Below are 24,803 nucleotides of genomic sequence, written 5' to 3' on the forward strand. Positions count from 1 at the left end.
CGCGCCCGCGCCCGATCTCGAAGGACCCCCATGGTTGCCAGGATCCTCGACGGCCAGGCCGTCGCCGCCCAGCTGCTCACCGACGTCGCCGCCCGTGCCGCCCGCTTCGCTGAGCGCGTGGGCCGCGCGCCGACCCTGGCCACGGTGCTGGTCGGCGACGACCCGGCATCGCACACCTACGTCCGGATGAAGCAGAACCGCTGCCGGCAGGCCGGACTGGACTCGGTCCGGGTCGAGCTCGGCGCGGGCACGACGACCGACGAGCTCGTCGACCGGGTCGGTGCGCTTGCCGCCGATCCCGGCATCGACGGGATCCTCCTGCAACATCCCGTGCCGGACGGCGTCGACGAGCACGCCGCCTTCGAGGCGATCGGTGCCGACAAGGACGTCGACGGCGTCACCCTCGCCAGCTTCGCGGCGATGTCCTTCAGCGAGCCGGGCTTCGCCTCCTGCACGCCGGGCGGCATCATCCGACTGCTGGAGGCCTACGACCTGCCTCTCGCGGGTCGCCACGCCGTCGTGGTGGGCCGCAGCCGGATCCTCGGCAAGCCCGTCGGCATGCTGCTGCTGGAGCGCGACGCGACCGTGACGTTCTGTCATTCGCGCACCGTGGATCTGGCGGACCGGGTCGCGGAGGCGGACATCGTCGTCGCGGCGGTCGGCCGCCCGGAGCTCGTGCGCGGCGGGTGGATCAAGCCCGGCGCGGTGGTCGTCGATGCCGGCTACAACCCGGGCAACGTCGGCGATGTCGAGTACGAAGCCGCCGCGGCTCGCGCCTCCTGGATCACCCCGGTTCCCGGCGGCGTCGGGCCGATGACGATCGCCACCCTCCTGGCGCAGACCATGGACGGCGCGGAGCGCCGGGGCCGTTGAGTCGTCACATCTGACCCGTTGAGTCGTCACCTATGACCCTTCGAGTCGTCGCTTCTGACCTGTTGAGTCGTCACCCAAAGCGTCGCGGCGACGGGAACTGACGACTCAACAGGTCAGAGGCGACGACTCAACGGGTCAGAACCGACGACTCAACGGTGCCCCGGTCAGAGAGCGCTGGTCACGCCGGAGGCGGCCGCGGCGGTGACCGGGAAGTGGCAGGCCGACCAGTGCGTGGCGCCCTGGCGGGCCAGCAGGGGGATGGTGCTGACGCACGGCGTGGGTACCCTGCTGCCGTCGTCGAGCTGGGTCACCTCGGAGTCCGACAGGCCGGAGGCGATGGCCGTGGCGTGGAAGCAGCGGCGGTGGAAGGCGCACCCGGACGGCGGGTTGGCGGGGTTGGGCGGGTCGCCGCGGAGCACGATGCGCTCGCGGGACCGCTCGACCGTCGGATCGGGCACCGGGGCGGCCGAGAGCAGCGAGACGGTATAGGGATGCCGGGGCGCCGTGAACAGGTCGTTCTTGTCGGCGACCTCGACCAGCCGACCGAGGTACATCACCATCACCCGGTCGCTGACGTGCCGGACGACGGAGAGGTCGTGGGAGATCAGGATGTAGCTGAGGTCGAACTCGGTGCGCAGGTCCTGGAGGAGCTTGAGCACCTGGGCCTGGATGGATACGTCGAGGGCGGACACCGGCTCGTCGAGGATGAGGAGCTCGGGGGTGACCGAGAGAGCGCGAGCGATGCCGATGCGCTGGCGCTGCCCGCCGGAGAACTGGTGCGGGAACTGGTGCGCGTGGGCCGGCAACAGACCCATCCGCTCCATCAGCTCGCTGACGATCTCCTGCTTCTCCGCCCGGGTCTTCGTGGACGAGGTGAGGGGCTCGGCGATGGTCGCCGCGATCCGTTGACGGGGGTCGAGGGAGGCATAGGGATCCTGGAAGACGACCTGTGCCCGCTGCCGGAACCGGCGCAGGTCGCTGCCGCCGAGGCCGGTGACCTCCTGGCCGTCGACGACGACGCTGCCGGAGGTGGGCTCGATCAACCGCAGCAGCATCCGGCTGAGCGTGGTCTTCCCGCAGCCGGACTCGCCGACGAGGCCGAGCGTCTCGCCGCGCCGCAGGTCGAAGGAGACGTCGTCCACGGCCGTGACGGCTGTGCCCGACCGGCTCCACCGTCCGGTCCGGCCGAAGCGCTTGGAGAGGTGCTCGACGTGGAGGACGGCGTCCTCCCCGGCGACGAAGGGCAGGTCCTGGATCTCGGAGCTCGTGGTGGTCATGCGCCGACCCCCTCACGTACGGCTGGCACGGGTAGCAGCTCCTCGGCGTGGTGACAGGCGGTGAGCTGGCTCTCCGGGGTCAGCCGGCGCAGCGGGGGCACCGCCTCGAAGCAGGCGGTGCGGTCGCGGGCGACCGAGCATCGGGGATGGAAGCTGCAGCCGCTCGGCAGGCTCCGGATGCTGGGGGGCTGTCCGGGGATCGCGCTGAGACCGGCGTCGTCGGCGTCGGGACGGGGTGTCGAGTCGCGTAGGGCTCGGGTGTAGGGGTGGAGCGAGGACTGCAGGATCTGCTCCACGGTGCCGCGCTCGACCACGCGGCCGCTGTACATGACCGCGACCTCCTCCGCGTAGCGCGCGACGACGCCGAGATCGTGGGTGATGATCACCAGCGACATGCCGAGCTCGGTGCGCAGGCGGTCCAGCAGCTCCATGATCTGGGCCTGGACGGTGACGTCGAGCGCCGTGGTGGGCTCGTCGGCGACGAGGACCTGCGGGCGCAGCGCGATGCCCATCGCGATCATCACCCGCTGGCGCATGCCGCCGGACAGCTGGTGGGGGTAGTAGTCGACGCGCTGGGCCGGCTCGGGGATGCCGACCAGGCCGAGCGTCTCGATCGCCTGGGCGCGCGCGGCCTTGCGCGAGACCTTGTCGTGATAGCGGATCACGTCGCCGATCTGCTGGCCGATGGTGAACGCGGGGTTCAGGCCGGCGAGGGCGTCCTGGAAGATCATGCCGATCGACTTGCCGCGCAGGCGGCGCTGCTCGGCGGTGTTGGTGGTGTCGAGGGTGCGGCCCTCGAAGACGATCTCGCCGGACTCCACGACCCCGCCGGCGGGCAGGAGCCCGAGCGCGGACAGGAAGGTCATCGACTTGCCGGAGCCGGACTCGCCGACGACGGCCAGCGTCCGGCCGCGGTGACACTCGAGGGTGACGTCGTTGACCGGGAACACCGGCCCCCGCTGGGTGTCGATCCGGCTGCGGAGGTTCCGCAGCTCGAGGACGACCCCGGATGTCTCGACGTGGACGGACATGGTCTCTCCCTGGCCGGATCAGATCACGATGTGGTTCACTAGGCAAACCGTTGGATCAACATAACCGTAGTTCTGGAGCCCCACAAGCGTAGGCCCGGAAAAGATCGGAGATCGATGGCCATCACGCCGTTCCGCGACGTCGGACCTCTGGTCGCACCCCGAGGGATCGCCGTCGTCGGCGCCTCCCCGCGGGGCAACCGCGGCAGCCGGGTCCTCGAGAACCTCGCGCGCTTCGGGTACGCCGGCCAGGTCGTCGTCGTGAACCCCGGCCACGCCGAGGTCCTCGGGTGCCCGACGGTGCCGACCGTGCGCGATCTCCCCGACGGGATCGACCTGGTGGTGGTCGCGGTGGCCGCCGAGCGGGCGGTCGACGTGGTCCGCGACGCCGCGGAGCGCGGGATCCGCGGGATCCTGGTGATCGGCAGTGGCTTCGGGGAGGGCGAGAACGGCCGGGAGCGTGGCGCGGCGCTGGCCGAGCTGGTCGCGAAGCACGATCTGGTCGTGTGCGGCCCGAACTGCTACGGCGTGCTGGACGTCGCCGGCGGCACCGCCGCCTACTCCGGCCGGATCGTCGACCCGCTCGAGCCCGGCAACGTCGCGCTGGTGATGCAGTCCGGTGCCCTCACCCACGCGGTCACGGACTCGGCCCTGGGCCGCGGGCTGGGGCTGTCGGCGATCGTCACGACCGGGAACGAGGTCTCGGCGACGGTCAGCGACTACGTCGCCTGGTACGCCGAGGACGAGATCACCGAGGTCATCGGCGTCTTCGTCGAGGGCCTGCGTGACGCAGACCGGTTCGCCGCCGCCTGCCGGCTCGCACGGGAGCGGGGCAAGGCGGTGGTGGTCCTGGCCGCGGGCCGGTCTGAGACCGGTCGTCGCGCGGCGATGGCCCACACCGGCGCGATCGCCGGCGCGGCCGCCGCCCTCGACGGCCTCCTGGCCTCGGCCGGTGCGACCAGGGTGGACGACCTCGACGAGTTCCGCGAGACCCTCCTGCTCTTCTCCGCGTTGGCCGGACGCCCGGCCGCGACCGCCGCAGGGGTGGGGGCGCTGTCCATCTCCGGCGGAGCGTGCGGACTCACGGCCGACATGGCGGACGACCTCGGCGTGGAGCTGCCCGCGTTCGGGCCGGAGGCGGCGCACGCCCTCCTCACCGGCCTGCCGGACTTCGCCGTGGTCAACAACCCGCTCGACGTCACGGGCGCGGCCGCCGAGGATCCCGCCCTCCTCGCGGGCGCCCTGCGCGCGGTCGCCGACGACCCGGCCGTCGGGGTGATCGTCTTCGCCATGAACGTGGGCCTGGCCGGCCCGGGCCAGGAGGAGTTCTACCGGGGCCAGGCCCGGATCCTCGCCGAGGCCGCGCGCACCTCCGCCAAGCCGATCGTCCTGGCGGCGATGACCGGCGGCGCCCTCGACCCGGGGATTGCCGAGGTGACCCGGGCGGCGGGCGTACCGGTGCTGCTCGGGATCCGTCCGGCCCTGTCGGCCCTGCGCTCGTGGCTCACCTGGCCGGCCCGGGCCGGGCGGCCGTCCACGCCGCGCGTGCCGGACCAGGACTGGCCCTCGCCGGCCCCCGTGGCGGCGGGCGCCGAGGCGCTGGCGGCGCTGGCGGCGGCCGGCATCCCGGTGGCCCCCTTCCGGCTCGTGACCACGCCCGAGGAGGCCGCCGTCGCGGCGGCCGAGCTCGGCGGGCCCGTGGTGCTCAAGATCGAGTCGCCCGACATCGCGCACAAGACCGAGGCCGGCGGTGTGCGCCTGGGAGTGCAGCCCGCCGCCGCGGCAGCCGAGGCCGAGGCGCTGCTGGCCGCCGTGGCGAGGGCCGAGCCGGACGCCTGTGTCGACGGCATCCTGGTCCAGGCGATGGTGGCGGGGGAGCGCGTGGAGTGCCTGATCGGCGTCACCACCGACCCGCAGGTCGGACCCTGCCTGTCGATCGCGCCCGGTGGCGTCCTCGCGGAGCTCCTCGGCCCGGTCGCGTCGCGCCCCGTGCCGGTGAGCGCCGCCGAGGCCGAGGAGCTGATCGACGGCACGGCGCTCGGGGCCCTGCTCGCCGGCTACCGAGGTGCCCCGGTCATGGACCGGCAGGCCCTGGTCGACGCCGCGCTGAGCTTCTCCCGGCTGGCCGCGGCGCTGCCCGGTCTCGCCGCCGCCGAGATGAACCCGGTCCTGGTCGGCGAGCGCGGCGCGGGCGTCGTCGCCGTCGACTGCCTGCTGATCCGTGAGGACGACGCCGCCGGCGCGTGAACGCACGAGCGCCGCGGCGCCACACCCGAGGGTGCGGCACCGCGGCGCCGGCCGCTGGTGGGAGGTCTCAGCGGATGTGCGGGATCACCTCGGTGGCGAACCGCTCGATGTTGCGGTGGACCAGCTCCTTGGGCATGCCCGGGAAGTTGAGCCGCACGATCAGGTCCGTCACGCCGAGCACGTCGCGGTGGTAGAGGCAGTCCTCGATGACGTCGTCGGGACCCCCGACGATGAAGCGGTTCCTGGTCAGGTCGCCGAAGTCGCTGATGTTGGCGCCGCTCTCGCCGGGGACGTTGTCGCCCATGCCCCAGGAGTAGTACGCCTTGTACTTGGCGCCGATGAACGGCTCGGCCTCGCGCAGGGCGCTCTCCTTGTCGTCGCCGACGTAGAGCTCCACGCACTTGGCGAACCGGACGTCCTTGCTCAGACCTGCCTCCGCGCGGGTCTGGTGGAAGAGGTCCACCTGGCGCTTCATCTCGCCCCATTCGGTCATCGAGGTGGCGATCCAGGCGTCCGCGTGGGTGGCGGCGCGCTGGATGGCCTTGTCCGCGGTGGCCCCGAACCAGATCTGCGGCCGCGGGCTCTGCAGCGGCTTGGGCGCGATGCTGACATGGTCGAGGGTGAAGTGCTTGCCCCGGAAGGAGACGTCGTCCTCGGTCCAGAGCCGCTTGAGGATCTCGACGCCCTCGGTGAGGCGGCCGACGCGGTCCTTCTTGTCCAGCTGCATCGCGGCGAACTCCTGGTCGCGATAGCCCAGGCCCACGCCGAGGATCAGCCGTCCGCCGGTGATGACGTCCATCGTCGCGTACTGCTCGGCCACGTCGACCGGGTTGAGCATCGGCAGCAGCAGCAGGTTGGTGCCGACGTTCATCTCGCCGGCCTCCGCGGCCAGCCGGGCCAGCAGCGGGGTGGTCTGCAGGTACTGCTCCGGGTGGCTCAGGAAGTGCTGGCCGAGCCAGACGGCGTCGTACCCGGTGTCGCGGATCAGCTTGGTCTGCTCGATGAGACCGGTGACCGCGGCGGCGATGTCCTCGCCGGCCGAGTACTGGGATCCGAGGAAGACTCCGACGTCCATCGCGGCCTCAGAGGACGCCGCGAGCGACGTCGTCGCTCAGGGTGCCGTAGAGCTCCGGACGACGGTCCCGGAAGAACGTGTAGCGCACGCCGTGCTGGTCGACCTGGTCGAGGTCGAGCTCGGCGGTGAGCACGAACGGGCCCTCGCCGGCAGGGCCGGCGGCGAGCTCCTCGCCCATCGGCGAGAAGATCCGGCTCGCTCCGAACATGTGGCGCGGTCCCTCCGTCTCCTCCAGCCCGCCCTTGTTGGAGGCGACCACGAACAGTCCGTTCTGGATGGCCGCGGTCCGCAGCTCGCCGCCCCAGGAGTCGGCTCGGTTCGGGCCCCAGGCCGCGACGGGGACGAACATGATCTTCGAGCCCTGCAGGGCCAGCACCCGCCACGCCTCGGGGAACGAGCGCTCGTAGCAGATGAGGATCGAGACCTTGCCGTACTCCGTCTTGAAGGTCGCCAGGCCCGGCCCCTCCTTGAAGTAGTACCGCTCGTTCAGGCCGGGGGAGTACGACCACTGGTCGGGGATGTGGTTCTTCCGGTAGACCCGCACCTGGCGCCCGTCGGGGAGGTCGCCGGGGATCAGGTTGCCCTCGCGGTCGATCACGGCGGCGCTGTTGTAGAACTCGCCCTTGACCTCCCCCTTCTCGTAGAACGGGAAGATGACGTAGGCGCCGAGCTCCTTGGCGAGCTCCTGGTGGCGGCGTACCGACTCGCCGTCGATCGGCTCCGCCAGCTCGAAGTGCTCGGGCGTGTTGTAGCCGCAGAAGTACTGGGTGTTCGAGAGCTCGCTGAACAGGACGAAGTCGGGCTTGAAGTCCTTGGTGGCCTCGGCCACCAGCGCCAGGTTGGCATCGACGTTCTTCTGGGGATCGGTGGTCGCCGGTCCGTTCTGGATCAGCAGTACCTTTGCCTTCATTGCTGGGACTACCTCTTCTTCTTCCTCATCAGGGGTGGGGTCGCCGTCCGTGGAACCGGATCAGCGGTGGATGAACGTGCCGGTGGGCTCGCCGACGAGCTCGCCGTCGAGGGCGACGGTGACGCCGCGGACGAGCGTGCGGACCGGCCAGCCGCGCAGGCTCTGGCCGTCGAGGATGCTGTAGTCGCAGAAGCTGCCCAGCTCCTCGTGGCGCACGGTGCGCTCCAGGTCGAGGTCGCAGATCGCCAGGTCGGCATCGGCACCCGGACGGAGCGTTCCCTTCTGGGACATGCCGAAGATCGACGCCGCGTTGCCGGAGAGGACCTGGGCGATCCGCTGCAGCGTCATGCCGCGGCGGTGGTGGCCCTCGGAGAGCAGGACCGGGAGCGTGGTCGCCATGCCCGGGAAGCCGGCTGCGGCGGACCAGATGTCGCCTTCCTTCTTCGCCCGCGGTACGGCGCAGTGGTCCGTCCCGACGGTGTCGACCGAGCCGTCGATGAGGCCCTGCCACAGGGCCTCGACGTCGTCGGCGCTGCGCACCGGCGGGTTGATCTTCGCCATCGACCCGACCGCGCTGTCGTAGGTGTGCGTCAGGTAGTGCGGGCAGGTCTCGACCCAGGCCCGGCTGCCCGTGGCGCGGACGTGCCGGGCGGCGTCGAGGGACTCGCGTGAGCCGATGTGGACCAGGTAGACGGTCGCTCCCACGTGGTCGGCGAGGAAGGCGACCCGGCGGATGTTCTCGGCCTCGGCGAAGGCCGGACGGGCCTTCGACCACGCGCGCAGGCCCTGCTCACCGGCCTCCCGCACCTGGCGCATCGACCGGTTGACGATGTCGGTGTTCTCGGCGTGGATGCAGGCGACGCCGTCGATGTCGGCGATCTTGGCCAGGCCTTCGAGCAGCAGACCGTCGTCGCACTCGTTGACCATGCCGACCGTCGCGCCGTCGGCTCCCCGGTAGGCCATGTAGAACTTGTGCGAGGTGACGCCCTGGCCGGCGTACTTCTCGATCTCCTCGACCTGGGTCTCCGCGAGCATCCCGAAGTGGATGCCCACGTCGACGTGGGCGGACTGGTCGATCGCCGCGACGAGGTCCGGCAGCTCGCCGTACGGCGCGGGGGCCATGCCCTGGTACTGCCGGTAGAACGACAGGATCGAGGTCACCCCGCCCAGCGCGGCGGAACGTGTCTCGCTCGCGAGGTCGGCCCCGAAGGACTGCGCGTAGCCGAAGTGCGTGTGCGGATCGATGACGCCGGGGAGGACGACCTTGCCCCGCGCGTCGATCACGTCGCGTGCGCTGACGGGAACCGCCGGATCGACCCAACCCGCGATCCGGCCCTCTCGGATCGCGAGCGTAGCCTGGCGCTGACCCCAGAGGGGATCGACCAGTTCGGCGCCCGTGATGGCCATGTCGAACTCCATGCGCACCTGGCCTTCCTCCCGGTGGAACACCGGGGTAGTGGTTCACTGACTGAACTGCAAGGCTCAGTCAGTGAACCAACAGGCCTGGGGCGTGTCAATGGATTCAGCCGATCCGTCCGCCGGTTCCCGACCGGATCCGCGCTCCTGACCGGTCGATCGGCACCCGGTCCGCCCGAACCTCTTGACAGCGGTGGGCGTCGTGGCGTTCATTGTGCCAAAACGAATCGATGGTTCGATGTTCGAACCGGGGCGGGATGGTGAAGCCAGTGTTCGAGGACATCCGGGTGGAGCGCGACGAACAGGTCGCGGTGATCACTCTGGCACGTCCGTCGGCGCTGAACGCGTTGCGTCAGCAGACGGTCTCGGAGCTGACCCACGCGATCGAGGATGTCGAGTCGGACACCGCTGTCAAGGTCGTCGTCCTGGCCGCCGACGGCGAGCGCGCCTTCTCCTCCGGGGTCGACCTGGTCAACGACCCGGCGCCGACGAACACCATGGAGGTCGACGCGATCGCGCAGCGCAACGCGCGCATGATCGAGCGGCTGTGGTACCTCGACAAGCCGCTGATCACCTCGGTCAAGGGCGTCGCCCTGGCGGCGGGCTGCAACCTGGCGCTGATCGGTGACCTCACCATCTGCGGCCGGTCCGCGTCCTTCGGCGAGCCGGAGATCCGGCACGGGACGATGTCGCCGCTGCTGCTCCTGCCGTGGCTCACCCACTTCAAGCTGATGAACCACATGTACCTCACCGGCGACAGCGTCGACGCGGAGGAGGCCTACCGCCTCGGCCTGGTCAACCGCGTGGTGGAGGACGACGCGGTCGATCGTGAGGCGCTGGCCCTGGCGCACCGGATCGCCAACGCGCCGCTCCTGACGTTGCAGTCGGTCAAGCGATCCGTGCGGATGATGCTCGACACCCAGGGCTTCAAGGGCCTGCAGATGGGCCACCGCTTCGCCGACACCCTCGTCCTGGACTCGACCGGTCTACCCGAGCGTGACCGCCTGCGGGAGATCCGGGCCAACGACGGCTTCCGGGCCTTCCTCGAGGCCCGCGACACGCCGTACCGGACGAGCTGACGAACCCGAGCCCCCGGACAGGAGGAGCCATGGCTCTCTACATCTGCAAGCGCGTCGCACAGCTGGTGCCGCTGCTGCTGGTCATCGCGTTCGTCGTCTTCGTCGCGCTCTCGCTGGCGCCGGGCGACCCGACGACCCTGCTGCTGGGCCAGAACGCGACACCCGACGAGGTCGCCCGCCTCAACCACGAGCTCGGGCTGGACCGCTCGGTCGTCGTGCAGTACCTCTCCTTCGTCGGCGATGCCCTGCGCGGGGACCTCGGTGAGTCCTACCGCAGCGGTCGAGACGTCGTCTCCGAGCTCGGCCGGACCGCGTCCGTCAGCGCCACTCTCGCCGTCACGGCGATGGTGCTCGCCGTGACGATCGGCGTCGGCGTCGGCATCCTGACGGCGGTCAAGCAGTACTCGTGGATCGACAACGTGGTCCGGGTCGGCGTGCTCGCGCTGGTCTCGATGCCGGTGTTCTGGCTGGCGATCCTGCTGATCATCGCCTTCTCGGTGAAGCTCTCGATCTTCCCCGCCTTCGGCTGGGGGACCTACGGCCACCTGGTCCTGCCGGCCGCGGCGCTGTGCACGTACCCCCTGGCCGTGATCACACGGCTGACCCGCTCCAGCATGTTGGAGGTGCTCGGCAGCGACTACGTCCGCACCGCCCGCGCCGCCGGCATGCCGGAGCGCACGGTCGTGCTGAAGTACGCGCTGAAGAACGCGCTCGGGCCGGTGCTGACCGTCGTCGGCCTCCAGTTCGGCGCCCTGATCGGCGGCGCGGTGCTGACCGAGACGATCTTCGGCATCCCGGGCATGGGTCGGCTGATGGTCACGGCGATCGAGGGACGTGACTACCCGATCGTCCGTGGTGCGGTGCTGTTGGGGACGGTCGTGTTCGTGGTGCTCAACCTGGCTGTCGACGTGCTCTACAAGTGGGTCGACCCGAGGCAGAGGGGACTCTGAGATGACGCAGGAGGCTACGGGGATGACGCTCCCGTCGGCGGAGCCGACGCGCTGGGCGGAGACCTGGCGCACCTTCGCCCGCAACCGCGCCGCGGTCGTGGGCCTGGTCGTGCTCGCACTGCTGGTGCTCGTCGCGGTGCTCGCGCCGTGGATCGCCCCGCACGACCCCGCCGCGCAGCATCTGGAGCTGCGTCGGGCGGGCCCGAGCGGTGATGCGTGGCTGGGGCGCGACGAGTTCGGTCGCGACATCCTGAGTCGCGTCATGATCGGTGCCCGCTCGACCCTGCTCGCCGCGGTCGGCTCGGTCGCGCTGAGCGGCATCGTCGGCACCCTGATCGGTGTCGTCGCCGGGTACCGCGGCGGTGTCGCGGACAGCCTGCTGATGCGCGCGATGGACCTGGTGCTGTCCTTCCCCTACTTCCTGCTCGCGATCCTCGTCGTCGCGGTGGCCGGGCCCAGCCTGCGCAACGCCGCCATCGCGATCGGCATCACCTACATCCCGCAGTACGCACGGGTCGTGCGTGGGGCGACCTTCGAGGTGATGGGCAAGGAGTACATCGAGGCTGCCCATGCCTCGGGCGTCCGCGGGCCGCGCATCGCCTGGCGGCACGTCATCCCCAACATCAACGCGCCCATCATCGTCATCACGACGGTCGGGCTCGCGTTGGCGATCGTGGGCATCTCCTCGCTCAGCTTCCTCGGGCTCGGGGCGCAGCCGCCGAGCCCGGAGTGGGGCGCGATGCTGGCCAGCGGACGGCAGTACGTCGCCTCCGCGCCGCACATCAGTGTCTTCCCCGGCGTGGCCATCCTGGTCACCGTGCTGAGCCTCAACCTGGTCGGCGACGGCCTACGGGACACCTTCGATCCGACCATGCGGTGATGCCGATGACGACGTGCCGCCCGCCCTGCCGACAGGGCGGCATGTTGGTGGACCTGCGCTAGTGTTCGGCCGACATCACCATGGAGGGACCTCATGGCAGCCAACGAATCGGGACTCGTGCGTCGCACGATCTGGGTCCTGCGGGCCGTCGCCGCTCATCCGAACGGCGTCGGTCTCAGCGAGATCGCGCGGGAGTCGGGTATCCCGAAGGCGACCTGCTACCGCGTGCTCAGCGTCCTGGAGAGGGAGAGCTGGCTGACTCTCGACCCCGACACGCGCCGCTACAAGGTGTCCCTCGGGCTGCTGTCGATCGTCGGCGGCTTCCTCGACAGCAACGGCGGCTACCGGCACATGCGCCAGGTGCTGTCCGACCTGGCGGCCGACACCCAGGAGACGTGCGGCTTCGACGTGCTGCACCCGCCCAACGTCATGGTCGTGGCGCAGGCCGCCGGACCGCGGCTGATCGGGCAGACCATGAAGCCGGTGCCGCGGACCCAGCCGGTCTGGTCGACCTCGACCGGCAAGGTGCTGCTGGCCATGCTCGACAAGGCGAAGCTCGACGAGTACGTCGACGACATCGAGCGCCACGGCCCGGAGTCCCTCGGGGGTGGCGAGGCGTTCGTGGCGATGCTGCAGGCGATCCGGGAGCGTGGCTACGCCCACTCCCGCGACGAGCTCGAGGAGGGTGCCACCTCCGTCGCGGCGCCGGTGCGGGTGGGCGACAGCTACCCGTACGCCGTGTGGATCGGCGGGCCGAGCTTCCGGCTCACCCCGGAGTGGGTGGCCGAGGTCTCGCCCCGTCTGCTGGAGGCCTCGCGCAAGCTCGGCGAGCTGCTGACCTACACCGACCTGCAGCTGCCGACCGACCTCCGGGTGTGAGCGGCGCGGGCTGAGCCCGCCACCCGAGCCACCCGAGCACGACAGCGGCCCGCCGGCCCGTCCGGCAGGGCCGCTGTCGTGCTGCCGGCGCGCGGGCGGGCGGGCGATGCTCCGTCGATGTCGGGCGTGTATCGGCGATGTATCCGCGAAGTCACTTGACAAGGTCTCGCCGCATCGCCAGTATCTGGACCAACGGTTCAACTAACGAACCGGCAACGCGAGAGGTGGAGACATGACCATGAAGGTGCGGAAGACGGTCCGACACCTGGAGGTGACCGAGCGGGAGAACGGCCAGGACGTGTCGCCCGCTCACCGGCTGGCCTTCGTCGGGATCGTCATCGAGAACCCGTACGGCGCCGGATACGTCCAGGACCTGGTGACCCTCGCCGACGAGATCGCCGAGGAGATCGGCAAGCTCACCGGTCCCGCCTGCGTCGAGCTCCTCGGGGCTCCGGTCGAGGCCTTCGGCAAGGTCGCCCTCGTTGGCATCGGCGGCGAGGTCGAGCACGGCTCCGCGCTCATCCACAACCTGCGCTTCGGCAACGTCTTCCGCAACGCGGCCGAGGGCAGCGAGCTGCTGCCGGCGGCGGAGAAGGTCGGCCTGCCGGGCGACCCGATCGACGTACCCCTCAAGCACAAGAACGACGCCAAGACGCGCTCGCACCACCAGACGGTGACGCTCCAGGTGCCCGGTGCCCCGCTGCCGAACGAGATCCTCGTCGGCTGCGTCGCGGCCAGCTCGGGCCGCCCGCTGTCCCGTCTCGCGACCTTCGGTGCCGAGACCGCGGCGAGCTGACGGCCATGACGACGAGCGAGGTGGCCACCGCCTGGGACGCCGACCGGATCCGCGCCGCGGACAAGGCGTACGTGATCCACTCCTGGTCCAACCAGGGCGCCGTCAACGCGACGCCGATCGCCGGTGGCGAGGGTGCGTGGTTCTGGGACCACGAGGGCAACCGCTACCTGGACTTCCAGTCCCAGCTGGTCAACATGAACCTCGGCCACCAGCACCCCAGGATCGTCGAGGCGATCCGGGCCAAGGCCGCGGAGATGTGCTACATCGGGCCCAACTACGCGGAGCAGTCGCGCGCGCAGCTCGCCGAGCTGATGGCGGAGGTGACGCCGGGTGACCTGAAGATGTCCTTCTTCACCACCGGCGGGGCTGCCGCCAACGAGAACGCGATCCGGCTCGCCCGGCACGTCACCGGACGGCAGAAGGTCGTGGCCCGCTACCGCAGCTACCACGGTGCGACGGCCGGCGCGATCGCGCTGACCGGAGACCCGCGCCGCTGGCACGCGGAGCCGGGCCCCACCGGGGTCGTGCGGATGTTCGACCCGTACACCTACCGCTGCCCGGCCGGGCACCCCGACCCCTGCCCCGTCTGCTCGGGAGCTCCGCACCTCGAGGAGATCCTCCAGTACGAGAACCCGAACACGGTGGCCGCCGTGATCCTCGAGACCGTCACCGGCACCAACGGCATCCTGCCGCCGCCGCCCGGCTACCTCCAGTCGATCCGGGAGGTGTGCGACCGCCACGGCATCATCTTGATCTTCGACGAGGTCATGGCCGGCTTCGGGCGCACCGGCGAGTGGTTCGCCTGCGACAACTGGGACGTCACGCCGGACATCCTGGTCACGGCCAAGGGCCTCAACTCGGGCTACGTGCCGCTGGGCGCGATGACCGTCAACGAGCGCATCTCGGACTGGCTGATGGGCAACAAGTTCTGGGGCGGCCTGACCTACGCCGGCCACCCGCTGGCCTGCGCGAGCGGGGTCGCCTCGATCGAGGCCATGCGGGAGGAGCGGATCATCGAGAACGCCCGCGAGATGGGCGCCCGGCTCAACGCCGGGCTGCACCGGCTCGCCGAGCGGCACCCCTCCATCGGCGAGGTGCGGGGGCTCGGCCTGTTCCAGGGGCTCGAGCTGGTCCGCGACCGGGTCACCCGTGAGCCGCTGGTGCCGTTCAACCCGGTCGGTGAGGCCGGCGCGCCGATGCAGGCCGTGGTGGCCGCCGCGAAGAAGCGCGGCCTCTACCTCTCGGCCAACAACAACGTGCTGCGCCTGACGCCGCCCCTGGTGATCGGCGCCGAGGACATCGACCTCGCGCTCGACATCCTCGACGACGTCCTGGTCCACGCGGACGCCGCCGGTGTGTCCTGAGCGCGCGCTCCTAGGCTGACCGTGCGGGCGCATCGCCGGGCTGCCGCGGCGCTGCGGGAGCTCGGGGTCGACACGATCTTCGGCCTGATGGGCGAGGGCAACCTGCGTCCGCTCATCGACTTCGACGGGCTCGGCGGCTCGGTGGTCGCCACCACCACCGAGGGCGCCGCGGTCAGCATGGCGGACGGGTACGCCCGCGTGGGGCGGCGGCTGGGCGTCGCGTCGGTCACCCACGGTCCCGGTGCGACCAACGCGCTGACCGCGCTGACAGAGGCGGTCCGGGCCCGGACTCCGCTGCTGCTGCTGACCGGTGACACACCGCCTCGCGACGACCACCTCCAGCGCTTCGACCTGCGGGGGCTGGCCGATCTCGCCGGAGCCGGCTACGTGCGGGTCGGCGACGCGGCGCAGGTCGCCGCCGAGGTGGCCCGCGCGGTACGCCGAGCCGAGACGGAGTGCCGGCCCGTCGTCCTCGACCTGCCGGTTCCCCTCCAGTGCATCGACGTCGCCGAGGGCCCGCCGCTGAGGCCGGTGCCCCCGGCCCGGCCGGCGGCGCCGGGGGAGGAGGAGCTCGACCGGTCACTCGGCATCCTCGCCGGTGCTCGACGACCTGTCGTCCTCGCCGGGCGGGGAGCGCTCGATGCGAAGGACGAGATCCTCACACTGGCGCGGAGTCTGGGTGCGCCACTGGGTACGACGCTGCTCGGCAAGGGCCTGTTCGCGGGGGAGCCGCTCGACCTCGGGGTGATCGGGACCCTGGGCTCCGTCCTCGCGCTCGAGACGGTCCGGTCGGCGGACTGCCTGCTGGTGCTGGGAGCCGGGCTGAACCGCTACACGTCGGTCGACGGTGCGCTCCTGCAGGGGCGGGCGGTGGTCCAGGTGGACCGGGATCCGTCGCGGATCTCGAGCGCGGCCGAGATCGGCATGGTCGCCGACGTACGCGAGACGGTGACCTCGATGAGCGAGCTGCTCGCCGCGGCCGGGCAGGAACCCGCCGCGGCGCACCGCGGTGACCTCGCCGAGCTCCTCGTCGCCGAGGCGGCCCGGCCGGTCACGAGCGCGGACGGGCCGGCCACCATGGACCCGCGCACGGTCATGCGCTGGTTGGATCGGTTGCTGCCGGCGGACCGGGTCGTGGTCACCGACACCGGACGGTTCGTCTACGCGCCCTGGCGGCTGCTCTCGGTGCGGAGCCCGCAGGACTTCGCGCACACCTGCAACTTCGCCTCGATCGGGCTGGGCCTGGGGACCGCCCTCGGCGCGGCCGTCGGCTCGGGGCGTCCGACCGTGGCGGTGGTCGGGGACGGGGGCGGTGTGATGAACCTGGTCGAGCTCGCGACCGGGGTCCGGCTCGGCCTGCCGCTGCTGGTGGTGGTCTGCAACGACGGGGCCTACGGCATGGAGTACCGGCACCTGCGCAACGAGGGCGACGATCCGACGCCGGCGCGGTGCACCTGGCCGGACTTCGCCGAGGTCGCCCGCGCGCTGGGTGCCCGGGCGGCGACGGTGCGCACCGTCGCCGATCTCGACGGCGTGGCTGCCGAGATCGCCGGCCTGGGCGCGGACGGCGCCGGCCCGCTGCTGCTGGACGTGCGCTGCGACCCGGACGTGGACATGGCCGACCTCGCCTGAGGCGAGCTCGCGCCGAGGGTGTTGACAGGCCCGGCGGATGCCTCCATATTACGAACCAATGGTTTAACTAATGAACCGCGAAAGGACGTCCATGACATCGCTGCCCTTGGGAATCCACGTCGGCGAGCGGCTCAGCCTGGAGCAGACCTACTGGCAGGCCCAGATCGCCGACGAGAACGGATTCGAGTCCGTGTGGGTCGCCGAAGGGCGACTGTCCCGCGACGGCATCGTGCCCGCGGCGATCATCGCCAGTCGGACCGAGAACGTGAAGATCGGGACCGGCGTCCTCAACAACAAGAGTCGCAACGCCGCACTCATGGCGGTCACCTTCAAGACCCTGGACGAGGTCGCCCCGGGACGGGCCATCCTCGGCATCGGCGCCTGGTGGGAGCCGCTGGCCACCAAGGTCGGCCAGCCGATCTCCAAGCCGATCAAGGCGATGCGGGAGTACATCGGCGTGTGCCAGGCGCTGTTCCGCAACGAGAACGTCGAGTTCGAGGGCGAGTTCGTCCAGATGCGGGGCGTCCGCTTCGACTCGATGTACCGGGAGAACAAGCCGGTCGACATCCCGATCTACATCGGGGCGGTCGGGCCGAGGATGCTCGAGCTCGCCGGCGAGATCAGCGACGGCGTCCACATGGACTTCCTGCTGCCGCCGTCCTACATGGAGGGCGCGCTGGCCGCGATCGACCGCGGCCTCGCTAAGCGGACCGACGGGCGCACCTCCATCGACCTCACCCAGATCGTGTCCTGCAGCGTCAACGACGACGACCCGCAGGAGGCGATCGACGCCTGCAAGGCCTTCCTGACGCTCTACCTGTGCCAGCAGCCCCACATCGCCGAGCACTGTGGGGTCGACCGGGAGCTCGTCGACCGGCTTCAGGAGATCGCCGGCTGGCCGGCCACCCCCGAGCAGATCAAGAAGGCGATGGCGCTCGTGCCCAACGAGCTGGTGCAGAACGTGACCGCGTGCGGCACCACCGACCAGGCGTTCGAGAAGCTCGTCTCCTACCACGAAGCGGGCGTGCGCTGCCCGGTCATCTCGACCCTGGGTGACAAGGAGCGCACGCTCACCCGGCTCGCCCAGGCCGCGCGGGCCTGACCTCGACCTCGACGGGAGAACCTCGTGATGAAGCTCGCCGCAGTCCAGCTCAAGGCCGGTGACGACCGGTCGGAGACCATCGGCCGGGCGGCCGCCCTCGTGGACGACGCCGCCGCGCAGGGCGCCCGGATCGTCCTGTTGCCGGAGATGTTCGCGGTGCCGTTCGTGCAGCCCGAGCCCGACCCGGACTACTTCGTGCACGCCGAGTCGCTCGACGGGCCGTCGAACGCGATGGCCGCGGACGCCTCGCGCCGCCACGGGATCACCGTGGTCTCCTCGGTCTTCGAGGCCAGCGCGGTGCCCGGCGTCTACCACAACACCGCCTGCACCTATGTCGGCGGCGAGCTGCGCTCGGTGTACCGCAAGTCCCACCTGCCGTTCTCCAACGGCTTCCCGGAGAAGTTCTACTTCCGTCCCGGCGAGACGCCGCCCGAGGTCGTCGACACCGGCGAGACGCGCGTCGGAACGGTGATCTGCTACGAGCGCCACTTCCCCGAGCTGAGCCGGACGGTCGCCCTCGGCGGCGGCTCGGTGCTCTGCGTCCCGGTCGCCTCGGCCAGCGCGCCGATGAAGGAGGTCTTCCAGCTGGAGCTGCGGGCCCACGCCGTCTTCAACTCGATGTTCGTCATCTGCGCCAACCGGCACGGCGTGGAGGGCACCAAGGAGTACTTCGGCCTCTCCGCCGTCTACGGACCCAACGGCGAGGTCCTCGCGACGGCTCCCGACGACGCCGACGGACTGGCGCTCGCCGAGGTGGACCTGGCCCAGGTGGACGAGATCCGCCGTCGCCGGCCCTTCCTCCGCGACCGCCGACCCGAGCTCTACGGCAGGGTGAGCGCGGCCCAGATCGCGCCGACGGAGCTGTCCTGACCACGCTCAGGGCCGGCGTGACGGTGTCGGTCGCCCCGGCCGACCAGCTGCGTGGCCCGTACCCCTGACGGGTCCCTCAGGCCCGCGGGTCCTGACCGGGCACGGCCGGTGCGGTGACGGCCTTGCGGCCCCGAGCCCGGCGCGCGACGCCGACTCCGAGCAGCGCGAGCGCGCCGCCGGCGTACGCGACCGCGGGCGGGACCTCGTCGAGGAACACCAGCCCCAGCACGATGGTCAGTGGCGGCACCAGGTAGGTCGTCACGCCGAGCGCCGAGGCGGTCATGTGGCGCAGGGCGTAGGCGTAGGTTGTGAACGCGATCGCGGTGGGGAACACGCCGAGGTAGACCAGCCACAGCGTCGACGACACCGGTGCGTCACCCACCTCGCTGACCAGCCGGCCCGCCCACGGCAGGCAGGTCACGACGCCGACGGTGCAGGCCAGCCAGGTGACGTGGACCGCGGACAGGTCGGCCACCAGCGGCTTCTGCAGGATCACGCTGACGGCGTACACCACCGCCGGCACCAGGCACAGCACGACGCCGAGCAGGTCGCCGGTGTTGTCCCCGCCCGAGGTGGACAGGCCGATCACGACCACGCCGGAGAACGCCAGGGCCAGCCCGGCGGCGAGCTGGGCGGTGAAGCGCTCGCCGAGGAAGAGGGCCGCCAGCACGGCGATGAGGACCGGGGCGACCTGGATCAGCATCGCCGCCGTACCCGCGTCGACCCGCTGCTCGCCGGCGTTGAGGGAGAGGTTGTAGATCCCGAACCAGAGCACGCCGATGGTCACGATCGAGACCCACTGGCGCCGGCTCGGGCTGGGCAGACCCTGGGCCAGCGCGACCGGGGCGAGCGCCAGCGCTCCCGCTGCCAGCCGGCCCAGCGACAGCGCGCCCGCGGAGAAGTCGTGGGCGAGGTGCCGGATGGCGACGAAGGCGCTCGCCCACAGCACCAGGGTCACCGCGACCGCGACCAGGGGCAGCAGTCCGCTCGTTCCGGGCGCCCGACCCCCGCCTGCGCCGGGAGCGGGGATGGGCACGGCGGGATCGACGGCGGTCACCCGTTCACGCTAGAGGGTGGGCGAGCCGGGGTCGCGCGATTTTCAGACGTCGAACTTGTAGCCCAGGCCGCGCACGGTGACGAGGAACTTGGGCTCGCTCGGCTCCGGCTCCAGCTTGGCGCGCAGTCGCTTCACGTGGACGTCGAGCGTCTTGGTGTCGCCGACGTAGTCGGAGCCCCAGACCCGGTCGATGAGCTGACCGCGGGTGAGCACGCGGCCGGGGTTGCGCAGGAACATCTCCAGCAGCTCGAACTCCTTGAGCGGCAGTCGCTGCTCGGTGCCGTCGACCGTCACCACGTGCCGCTCGACGTCCATCCGCACGGGCCCGGCCTCGAGGGTGTCGGGGAGCAGCTCGTCGCCGATGCCGCGGCGCAGGACCGCGCGGATCCGGGCGACCAGCTCGCGGGGGGAGTAGGGCTTGGTGACGTAGTCGTCCGCACCGAGCTCGAGCCCGACGACCTTGTCGACCTCGTCGTCCTTGGCGCTCACCATGATCACCGGCACGTTCGAGGTCTGGCGGATGGTCCGGCACACCTCGGTGCCGGGGATGCCCGGCAGCATGAGGTCGAGCAGCACGATGTCGGCGCCGTTGCGGTCGAACTCCTTGAGCGCCTCGTTGCCGTCGGCCGCGATCGCGACCTCGAAGCCCTCCTTGCGGAGCAGGTAGGCGAGGGCGTCGCTGTAGCTCTCTTCGTCTTCGACGACAAGTACCCGGGTCATCGGGGTTCCTCCTGATCTTCGGTGCGTCCGCCCGGCGCTTCCGGGCCGGCCGCGAGCTCGGCGAGCCGCATGTACGGCCCGTCCTCGTGGTTCGGGTGCTGCGGCAGGATCAGCGTGAACGTCGAGCCCTGCCCCTCGACGGACCAGACCCGCACCTCGCCGCCGTGCGTGGCCGCGACGTGCTTGACGATCGACAGGCCCAGACCGGTGCCGCCGGTCGAGCGGTGGCGCGCGGGGTCGACGCGGTAGAACCGCTCGAAGATCCGCTCCACCTCGGCCTGCGGGATGCCGATGCCCTGGTCGATCACCGAGATCTCGACGCTGTGGCCGGCCCGCTTGCGGGTCACCACGACGCGCGAGCCGGGCTCGGAGTAGGCGACGGCGTTGGCCACCAGGTTGGAGACCGCGGCGCCGACCTGCTTCTCGCTGCCGAGCACCTTCAGGCCCGCCTCGCCCTCGGCGATGACCTGGATGTCCTTGGCGCCGGCGTTCATGTCGACGAAGTCGACCGCGGAGGCGACGACGTCGTCGATCGAGACGGGAACCGGCGAGTTGAGGGGCTCGTCGCCCTGGAGCCGCGACAGCTCGATGATCTGCTGGATCAGCCGCGAGAGTCGGTCGCTCTCGGTGAGCATCCGCGACGCGAACCGGTAGACGGCGTCCGGGTCGTCGGCGGCATCCTGCACCGCCTCGGCCAGCAGCCGCATCGCGCCGACGGGCGTCTTCAGCTCGTGGCTCACGTTGGCCACGAAGTCGCGTCGTACGGCGTCGACCTGCCGTTCGCGGGTGCGGTCCTCGACGAGCGCGAGGACCAGTCGCGAGCCGAGCGGCGCGACGCGGGCGGTGACGTGCCGCGGCGAGCCCGCGGCGCGCGGCACGATCAGCTCCGTCTCGCGGATCTGCCCGTCACGGCGCACCTTCCGGATCAGGCCGCCGAGCTCGTCGGAGAGGAGCGTGGTGCCGCGGACGAAGCCCATGGCGTACGCCGGGGCCGATGCCTTGACGACCGAGTCGGACTCGTCGACGACGACCGCGCTGCTGCGCAGGACCGAGAGGACACCCGCGACGCCGTCGGGGAGCAGCGGCTCCTCGGGCTGGTGGAAGACCCGCTGCTGGCGGTCGCTGAGATGCCAGGCGAGCATGGCGCCACCTGCCACGAGGGCGCCGAGGAGCGCGGCCAGGAAGGCCTGCGTCGTCGGATCCACGCCTCGATCGTACGGCGCATCGCGGGTCGCGCTCCGCATCGCGGCGGCCGGGCTTCGCGATGTTCACCCTGCGTTCACCGCACCTCGCTTGATGGACACCTCGCCTCCGTAGGCTCGGGGCCATGCGTGATGCCTATACCGACCAACTCGACGCGATCTTCGACGACCTCGCCGGAATCTCCCGCCGCGTCCAGGTCGCGGTCGGCGAGGCCACCCGGGCCCTGATGACCGGCGACTCCTCGATCGCGGAACGGGTGATCAGCGGGGACGTCGAGATCGACCGGGCCCGCGAGAAGGTCGAGGACTCCGCCTTCGCCCTGCTCTCCCTGCAGCAGCCGGTCGCCGGCGACCTCCGCACGGTCGTCGCCGCACTCCGGATGGTGGCCGAGCTCGAGCGGATGGGCGACCTCTCCGTCCACGTCGCCAAGATCGCCCGCCTGCGGGTCCCCGACGTCGCCGTCCCCGACGAGGTCCGCCCGACCGTGGCCCGGATGGCCGAGGTCGCCGAGGACATGGTCGGCCGGGTCACCGAGGTGATCTCCGGACGCGACGTCGAGGCCGCGATCGCGCTCGGTCGCGACGACGAGGAGATGGACCAGCTGCGCCGCCGCAGCTTCACCGAGCTCCTCGGCGACGAGTGGACCCACGGCGTCGAGGCCGCGGTCGACATCGCCCTGCTCGGCCGCTACTACGAGCGGATCGCCGACCACGCCGTGTCGGTCGCCAACCGGGTCATCTTCGTGGTCACCGGCCACAACCCGGCGCCCGTTGCCTGACCGACCCGGCGCAGACTGACTCTCATACTGCGCTGACCCGGCGCAGATTGAGGCCGGAAATGCGCCGACCCGGCGCAGATTTAACTGCGGGTGCGTCCGCCGAGTTCAATCTGCGCCGGGTCAGCGCGTTCTGGAGTTCAGTCTGCGCCGGGTCAGCGTCGATCCAGATTCAGTCTGCGCCGGGTCAGCGGCCCTGGTTGGCGACGGCGGCGGCAGCGGCAGCGGCAGCGGCCGGGTCGAGGTAGCGCCCGCCCGGGACGACCGGGGCGAGGGTGTCCTCGTCGAGCTCGTAGACCAGCGGCATCCCGGTGGGGATGTTGAGGCCGGCGATCTCGGCGTCGCTGACCTGGTCCAGGTGCTTCACGATCGCGCGCAGGCTGTTGCCGTGGGCGGCGACCAGGACGGTGTGGCCGGCCCGGAGGTCCGGCACGATCCCGGCGTCCCAGTAGGGGAGCAGACGGTCGATGACCTGCTTGAGCGCCTCGGCGCGGGGCAGCTCGTCACCGAGGTCGGCGTAGCGCGGGTCGCCGGCCTGGGAGTACTCGTCGTCGTCGGCCAGCGGGGGCGGCGGCGTGTCGAAGGAGCGGCGCCAGAGCATGAACTGCTCCTCGCCGTACTCGTCCTTGATCGCCTTCTTGTCCTTGCCCTGCAGCGCGCCGTAGTGGCGCTCGTTGAGGCGCCACGAGCGCCGCACCGGGATCCAGTGGCGATCCGCCGCGTCGAGCGCGAGCGCGGCGGTGTTGATCGCGCGGCGCTGCAGCGAGGTGTGGACGACGTCGGGCAGGATGCCGGCCTCCGCGAGGAGCTCGCCGCCGCGGACCGCCTCGCCGCGGCCCTTCTCGGTGAGCGCGACGTCGACCCAGCCGGTGAAGAGGTTCTTCGCGTTCCACTCGCTCTCGCCGTGGCGGAGCAGGACCAGCGGGAACGTCATCAGTGCGCCCCGCCGCCAGGGCTCGGAGCCTCGTCGGCGCAGCTGAAGCTGGCGTCGTGGCTCTCGTCGCCGGCCTCGTGGGTGGCCCCGTCAGTGGCCTCGTCGGTGGTCTCGGCGGCCTTGCTGTCACCACCCTTGGCGGACGCGGTCTCGCTCGGCAGGTCGGTCGGGATCTGGGTGTACTGGAAGCACGGCTTGACGACCGGTACGTCGAGGCTGAGCGTGGTGCCGTCGCTGAAGGTCAGGTCGAGCGGCACGACCTGACCGGCCGTGAAGTCGCCGGTCAACGGCACCACGGACTCGGTGGCCAGGTTGACGAAGCCGCGACCCGCGACCTCGACCGGATCGAACGAGCCGGCGACGATGCCCGCGGACGACGACACGGCGTCGAGCGAGGCGTCCTCGCGCAGGTTGTTGGACAGTGAGCCGATCAGCCGGCCCTCGCCCTGCGCGGTCGCGAGGATCCGGATGCCGAGCGCGTCGACGTCGCCGGAGCGCTCGTTCACCCCCCCGGCGATCGTGTTGACCCGATCGGTGGGGTAGTCGAATCCGCAGGCGCTCAGGGCAGTGGCGGGAACGACCGCCAGCAGCAGTCCGGCGAGCGCGGATCGGCGCAGGTGGGGCATGTCGGCGAGCCTCCGGGTCAGTTGGGTCGAAGCGGCCTCACTCTAGCGTCGGTCAACGGCTGAGGCCGACCCGGGCACCGACCACGACCAGCAGCACCGCGACGACGACCGTGTAGACGGTCGAGAGCGCCAGGAGCCGGGTCGCGCCCAGCTTGAGCCCGAGCTTGAGCGGCAGGTAGGTCCAGCCGTCCTCGTGGTCGGCCACCAGCCCCCACACGGCACGCGTGAAGTGGATGCCGATGCCGAGCAGCGCCGCGAGGACGACGATCGCCGGCTCGGGAGGGCTGCCCACGGCCTTGCCGCCCCAGCCGCCATAGGAGAGGTAGGCCGGCAGCAGCGCGAACGACACCGCCCAGGACCACCAGGACAGGAAGCCGGTGCGCAGCACGATGTTGCCGAGCATCGCCACGACGACGGAGGCGCCGTAGAAGGCGCCCGCCTTCGCGCCGGTCGTGGTGGCGAGGGGGAGGAGCAGCAGGAAGCCGACGATGACGGCGTACCAGGCGGTGCCGGGATCCAGCCGCCCGGCGGCGATCGGCTTGCCGGTCAGGCCGTGCGCCTCGTCGCGCTGCCGGTCGACGATGTCGTTGTGCCAGCCGAGGATGGTCTGGCCGACGAGCACCGTCACCAGGACCACGCCCGCCTCCCGCGCCGGACGACCGGCGATCGCGGCGACCAGGCCCATGGCGAGCGCCGTCGTGATCGCCTGCTTGGCGTGCGCGGCCTGCAGGAGCTGGAGAGGTACGACGTCGGCCGGGTTGCGGCCGCCGAACAGCCAGCCGGTCAGGCCGGAGCGGTCCGGGACGTGCGGCAGGGGCGGGTGCGGGTCCTCGGCGTCCTCCGGCTCCTCGGCATCGTCGGTGCCGTCGGGTTCCGGGGCGGCCTCGGCGTCCGCGACGTCGGCCGTCTCCGGAGCATCCTCGAGGTCGGCCTCGAGGACGGCCTCGGCCGCCGTGGGGGTCTCCTCGGAGAGCTCCTCGGGCCTCGCCTCGGCCGGGGTTCCGTCCCCGGCGGAGCGGCCGCGCCGCCAGCGCTGCGTCTTCGCCATGGCGAGCAGTATTGACCACCGCCGAGCCACATGGGGGTGGGCCCGCCGAATCGGATGGACCT

23 protein-coding genes are annotated in these 24,803 nt (G+C 71.3%); 12 read left to right on the top strand and 11 right to left on the bottom strand.

The window, feature by feature from the left end:
• Positions 1-30 precede the first annotated feature (30 nt).
• The gene (locus KVF89_RS16180) at positions 31-873 is read left to right on the top strand and encodes a bifunctional 5,10-methylenetetrahydrofolate dehydrogenase/5,10-methenyltetrahydrofolate cyclohydrolase (protein WP_257427049.1); all 843 of its coding nucleotides are present in this window, start codon (positions 31-33) and stop codon (positions 871-873) included.
• 164 nt (positions 874-1,037) lie between these two features.
• Here KVF89_RS16180 and KVF89_RS16185 read toward each other — a convergent pair whose 3' ends face one another.
• On the bottom strand, positions 1,038-2,150 hold the full coding sequence (locus tag KVF89_RS16185) for an ABC transporter ATP-binding protein (protein ID WP_257427051.1): 1,113 nt from the start codon (positions 2,148-2,150) through the stop codon (positions 1,038-1,040).
• A complete protein-coding gene (locus KVF89_RS16190; RefSeq protein ID WP_257427052.1) occupies positions 2,147-3,181 on the bottom strand; it encodes an ABC transporter ATP-binding protein in 1,035 nt (344 codons plus the stop codon). Before KVF89_RS16190 ends, KVF89_RS16185 begins: the two co-directional genes overlap by 4 nt.
• A 114-nt stretch (positions 3,182-3,295) precedes the next feature.
• Between KVF89_RS16190 and KVF89_RS16195 the strand changes: the two genes are divergently transcribed.
• Complete coding sequence (locus KVF89_RS16195) at positions 3,296-5,425, top strand: acetate--CoA ligase family protein (protein WP_257427053.1); 2,130 nt, start codon at positions 3,296-3,298, stop codon at positions 5,423-5,425.
• Between the two features lie 67 nt (positions 5,426-5,492).
• Here the strand turns inward: KVF89_RS16195 and KVF89_RS16200 are convergent, their stop codons facing one another.
• From KVF89_RS16200 to KVF89_RS16210, 3 genes are read right to left on the bottom strand one after another with little or no spacing between them, the layout of a single operon-like run.
• Complete coding sequence (locus tag KVF89_RS16200) at positions 5,493-6,500, bottom strand: LLM class flavin-dependent oxidoreductase (RefSeq protein WP_257427055.1); 1,008 nt, start codon at positions 6,498-6,500, stop codon at positions 5,493-5,495.
• 7 nt (positions 6,501-6,507) lie between these two features.
• A complete protein-coding gene (locus KVF89_RS16205; protein ID WP_257427057.1) occupies positions 6,508-7,410 on the bottom strand; it encodes a carbon-nitrogen hydrolase family protein in 903 nt (300 codons plus the stop codon).
• Positions 7,411-7,470: 60 nt separating this feature from the next.
• The gene (locus tag KVF89_RS16210) at positions 7,471-8,829 is read right to left on the bottom strand and encodes a dihydroorotase (protein ID WP_257427621.1); all 1,359 of its coding nucleotides are present in this window, start codon (positions 8,827-8,829) and stop codon (positions 7,471-7,473) included.
• A gap of 254 nt (positions 8,830-9,083) precedes the next feature.
• On the opposite strand from KVF89_RS16210, the gene KVF89_RS16215 reads away from it, so the two are divergent.
• From KVF89_RS16215 to KVF89_RS16255, 9 genes are all read left to right on the top strand, one after another.
• Positions 9,084-9,905, top strand: a complete 822-nt coding sequence (locus tag KVF89_RS16215; RefSeq protein ID WP_257427059.1) for an enoyl-CoA hydratase/isomerase family protein — start codon at positions 9,084-9,086, stop codon at positions 9,903-9,905.
• 29 nt (positions 9,906-9,934) lie between these two features.
• A complete protein-coding gene (locus KVF89_RS16220) occupies positions 9,935-10,855 on the top strand; it encodes an ABC transporter permease (protein ID WP_257427061.1) in 921 nt (306 codons plus the stop codon).
• Positions 10,856-10,877: 22 nt separating this feature from the next.
• The gene (locus KVF89_RS16225) at positions 10,878-11,735 is read left to right on the top strand and encodes an ABC transporter permease (protein WP_257427062.1); all 858 of its coding nucleotides are present in this window, start codon (positions 10,878-10,880) and stop codon (positions 11,733-11,735) included.
• A gap of 93 nt (positions 11,736-11,828) precedes the next feature.
• Positions 11,829-12,614: an IclR family transcriptional regulator gene (locus tag KVF89_RS16230; RefSeq protein WP_257427064.1), complete on the top strand. Its 786-nt coding sequence runs from the start codon at positions 11,829-11,831 to the stop codon at positions 12,612-12,614.
• A 232-nt stretch (positions 12,615-12,846) separates the two neighbouring features.
• Positions 12,847-13,410: an amino acid synthesis family protein gene (locus KVF89_RS16235; protein WP_257427066.1), complete on the top strand. Its 564-nt coding sequence runs from the start codon at positions 12,847-12,849 to the stop codon at positions 13,408-13,410.
• Positions 13,411-13,415: 5 nt separating this feature from the next.
• Positions 13,416-14,774, top strand: coding sequence for an aminotransferase class III-fold pyridoxal phosphate-dependent enzyme (locus KVF89_RS16240; RefSeq protein WP_257427082.1), 1,359 nt, complete (start codon positions 13,416-13,418; stop codon positions 14,772-14,774).
• A gap of 21 nt (positions 14,775-14,795) precedes the next feature.
• The gene (locus KVF89_RS16245; RefSeq protein WP_257427084.1) at positions 14,796-16,406 is read left to right on the top strand and encodes a thiamine pyrophosphate-binding protein; all 1,611 of its coding nucleotides are present in this window, start codon (positions 14,796-14,798) and stop codon (positions 16,404-16,406) included.
• A gap of 91 nt (positions 16,407-16,497) precedes the next feature.
• A complete protein-coding gene (locus tag KVF89_RS16250; protein WP_257427086.1) occupies positions 16,498-17,508 on the top strand; it encodes an LLM class flavin-dependent oxidoreductase in 1,011 nt (336 codons plus the stop codon).
• Between the two features lie 27 nt (positions 17,509-17,535).
• Positions 17,536-18,378, top strand: coding sequence for a carbon-nitrogen hydrolase family protein (locus KVF89_RS16255; RefSeq protein WP_257427088.1), 843 nt, complete (start codon positions 17,536-17,538; stop codon positions 18,376-18,378).
• Positions 18,379-18,454: 76 nt separating this feature from the next.
• On the opposite strand, the gene KVF89_RS16260 is transcribed toward KVF89_RS16255, so the two are convergent.
• Genes KVF89_RS16260 through KVF89_RS16270 form a run of 3 tightly spaced genes read right to left on the bottom strand, consistent with a single transcriptional unit; the run spans position 18,455 to position 21,360 of the window.
• Positions 18,455-19,435: a DMT family transporter gene (locus tag KVF89_RS16260; RefSeq protein ID WP_257427090.1), complete on the bottom strand. Its 981-nt coding sequence runs from the start codon at positions 19,433-19,435 to the stop codon at positions 18,455-18,457.
• Between the two features lie 42 nt (positions 19,436-19,477).
• Positions 19,478-20,155 (bottom strand): response regulator, encoded by a 678-nt coding sequence (locus tag KVF89_RS16265; protein WP_141004123.1) that lies wholly within the window; start codon positions 20,153-20,155, stop codon positions 19,478-19,480.
• Positions 20,152-21,360: a sensor histidine kinase gene (locus KVF89_RS16270; protein WP_257427095.1), complete on the bottom strand. Its 1,209-nt coding sequence runs from the start codon at positions 21,358-21,360 to the stop codon at positions 20,152-20,154. Before KVF89_RS16270 ends, KVF89_RS16265 begins: the two co-directional genes overlap by 4 nt.
• A 122-nt stretch (positions 21,361-21,482) precedes the next feature.
• Here KVF89_RS16270 and phoU point away from each other — a divergent pair, with 122 nt between their 5' ends.
• Complete coding sequence (gene phoU / locus KVF89_RS16275) at positions 21,483-22,136, top strand: phosphate signaling complex protein PhoU (protein WP_257427097.1); 654 nt, start codon at positions 21,483-21,485, stop codon at positions 22,134-22,136.
• A gap of 184 nt (positions 22,137-22,320) precedes the next feature.
• On the opposite strand, the gene KVF89_RS16280 is transcribed toward phoU, so the two are convergent.
• From KVF89_RS16280 to KVF89_RS16290, 3 genes are read right to left on the bottom strand one after another with little or no spacing between them, the layout of a single operon-like run.
• The gene (locus tag KVF89_RS16280; protein ID WP_257427099.1) at positions 22,321-23,067 is read right to left on the bottom strand and encodes a phosphoglyceromutase; all 747 of its coding nucleotides are present in this window, start codon (positions 23,065-23,067) and stop codon (positions 22,321-22,323) included.
• Positions 23,067-23,693 carry a copper chaperone PCu(A)C gene (locus tag KVF89_RS16285; protein WP_257427101.1) on the bottom strand — a complete coding sequence of 209 codons (627 nt, stop codon included), beginning with the start codon at positions 23,691-23,693 and terminating at the stop codon, positions 23,067-23,069. Before KVF89_RS16285 ends, KVF89_RS16280 begins: the two co-directional genes overlap by 1 nt.
• Positions 23,694-23,745: 52 nt before the next feature.
• Positions 23,746-24,741, bottom strand: a complete 996-nt coding sequence (locus KVF89_RS16290) for a UbiA family prenyltransferase (RefSeq protein WP_257427103.1) — start codon at positions 24,739-24,741, stop codon at positions 23,746-23,748.
• Positions 24,742-24,803: the final 62 nt, after the last annotated feature.

The organism is Nocardioides carbamazepini (genome assembly GCF_024614185.1).
GTDB classification, from domain to species: domain Bacteria; phylum Actinomycetota; class Actinomycetes; order Propionibacteriales; family Nocardioidaceae; genus Nocardioides; species Nocardioides carbamazepini.

Bases quoted from the DNA above. Each gene is read 5' to 3' on its own strand.
- KVF89_RS16180 (WP_257427049.1), top strand. From the start codon at position 31: ATGGTTGCCAGGATCCTCGACGGCCAGGCCGTCGCCGCCCAGCTGCTC.
- KVF89_RS16185 (WP_257427051.1), bottom strand. From the start codon at position 2,150: ATGACCACCACGAGCTCCGAGATCCAGGACCTGCCCTTCGTCGCCGGG.
- KVF89_RS16190 (WP_257427052.1), bottom strand. From the start codon at position 3,181: ATGTCCGTCCACGTCGAGACATCCGGGGTCGTCCTCGAGCTGCGGAAC.
- KVF89_RS16195 (WP_257427053.1), top strand. From the start codon at position 3,296: ATGGCCATCACGCCGTTCCGCGACGTCGGACCTCTGGTCGCACCCCGA.
- KVF89_RS16200 (WP_257427055.1), bottom strand. From the start codon at position 6,500: ATGGACGTCGGAGTCTTCCTCGGATCCCAGTACTCGGCCGGCGAGGAC.
- KVF89_RS16205 (WP_257427057.1), bottom strand. From the start codon at position 7,410: ATGAAGGCAAAGGTACTGCTGATCCAGAACGGACCGGCGACCACCGAT.
- KVF89_RS16210 (WP_257427621.1), bottom strand. From the start codon at position 8,829: ATGGAGTTCGACATGGCCATCACGGGCGCCGAACTGGTCGATCCCCTC.
- KVF89_RS16215 (WP_257427059.1), top strand. From the start codon at position 9,084: ATGGTGAAGCCAGTGTTCGAGGACATCCGGGTGGAGCGCGACGAACAG.
- KVF89_RS16220 (WP_257427061.1), top strand. From the start codon at position 9,935: ATGGCTCTCTACATCTGCAAGCGCGTCGCACAGCTGGTGCCGCTGCTG.
- KVF89_RS16225 (WP_257427062.1), top strand. From the start codon at position 10,878: ATGACGCTCCCGTCGGCGGAGCCGACGCGCTGGGCGGAGACCTGGCGC.
- KVF89_RS16230 (WP_257427064.1), top strand. From the start codon at position 11,829: ATGGCAGCCAACGAATCGGGACTCGTGCGTCGCACGATCTGGGTCCTG.
- KVF89_RS16235 (WP_257427066.1), top strand. From the start codon at position 12,847: ATGACCATGAAGGTGCGGAAGACGGTCCGACACCTGGAGGTGACCGAG.
- KVF89_RS16240 (WP_257427082.1), top strand. From the start codon at position 13,416: ATGACGACGAGCGAGGTGGCCACCGCCTGGGACGCCGACCGGATCCGC.
- KVF89_RS16250 (WP_257427086.1), top strand. From the start codon at position 16,498: ATGACATCGCTGCCCTTGGGAATCCACGTCGGCGAGCGGCTCAGCCTG.
- KVF89_RS16255 (WP_257427088.1), top strand. From the start codon at position 17,536: ATGAAGCTCGCCGCAGTCCAGCTCAAGGCCGGTGACGACCGGTCGGAG.
- KVF89_RS16265 (WP_141004123.1), bottom strand. From the start codon at position 20,155: ATGACCCGGGTACTTGTCGTCGAAGACGAAGAGAGCTACAGCGACGCC.
- phoU (WP_257427097.1), top strand. From the start codon at position 21,483: ATGCGTGATGCCTATACCGACCAACTCGACGCGATCTTCGACGACCTC.
- KVF89_RS16280 (WP_257427099.1), bottom strand. From the start codon at position 23,067: ATGACGTTCCCGCTGGTCCTGCTCCGCCACGGCGAGAGCGAGTGGAAC.
- KVF89_RS16285 (WP_257427101.1), bottom strand. From the start codon at position 23,693: ATGCCCCACCTGCGCCGATCCGCGCTCGCCGGACTGCTGCTGGCGGTC.
- KVF89_RS16290 (WP_257427103.1), bottom strand. From the start codon at position 24,741: ATGGCGAAGACGCAGCGCTGGCGGCGCGGCCGCTCCGCCGGGGACGGA.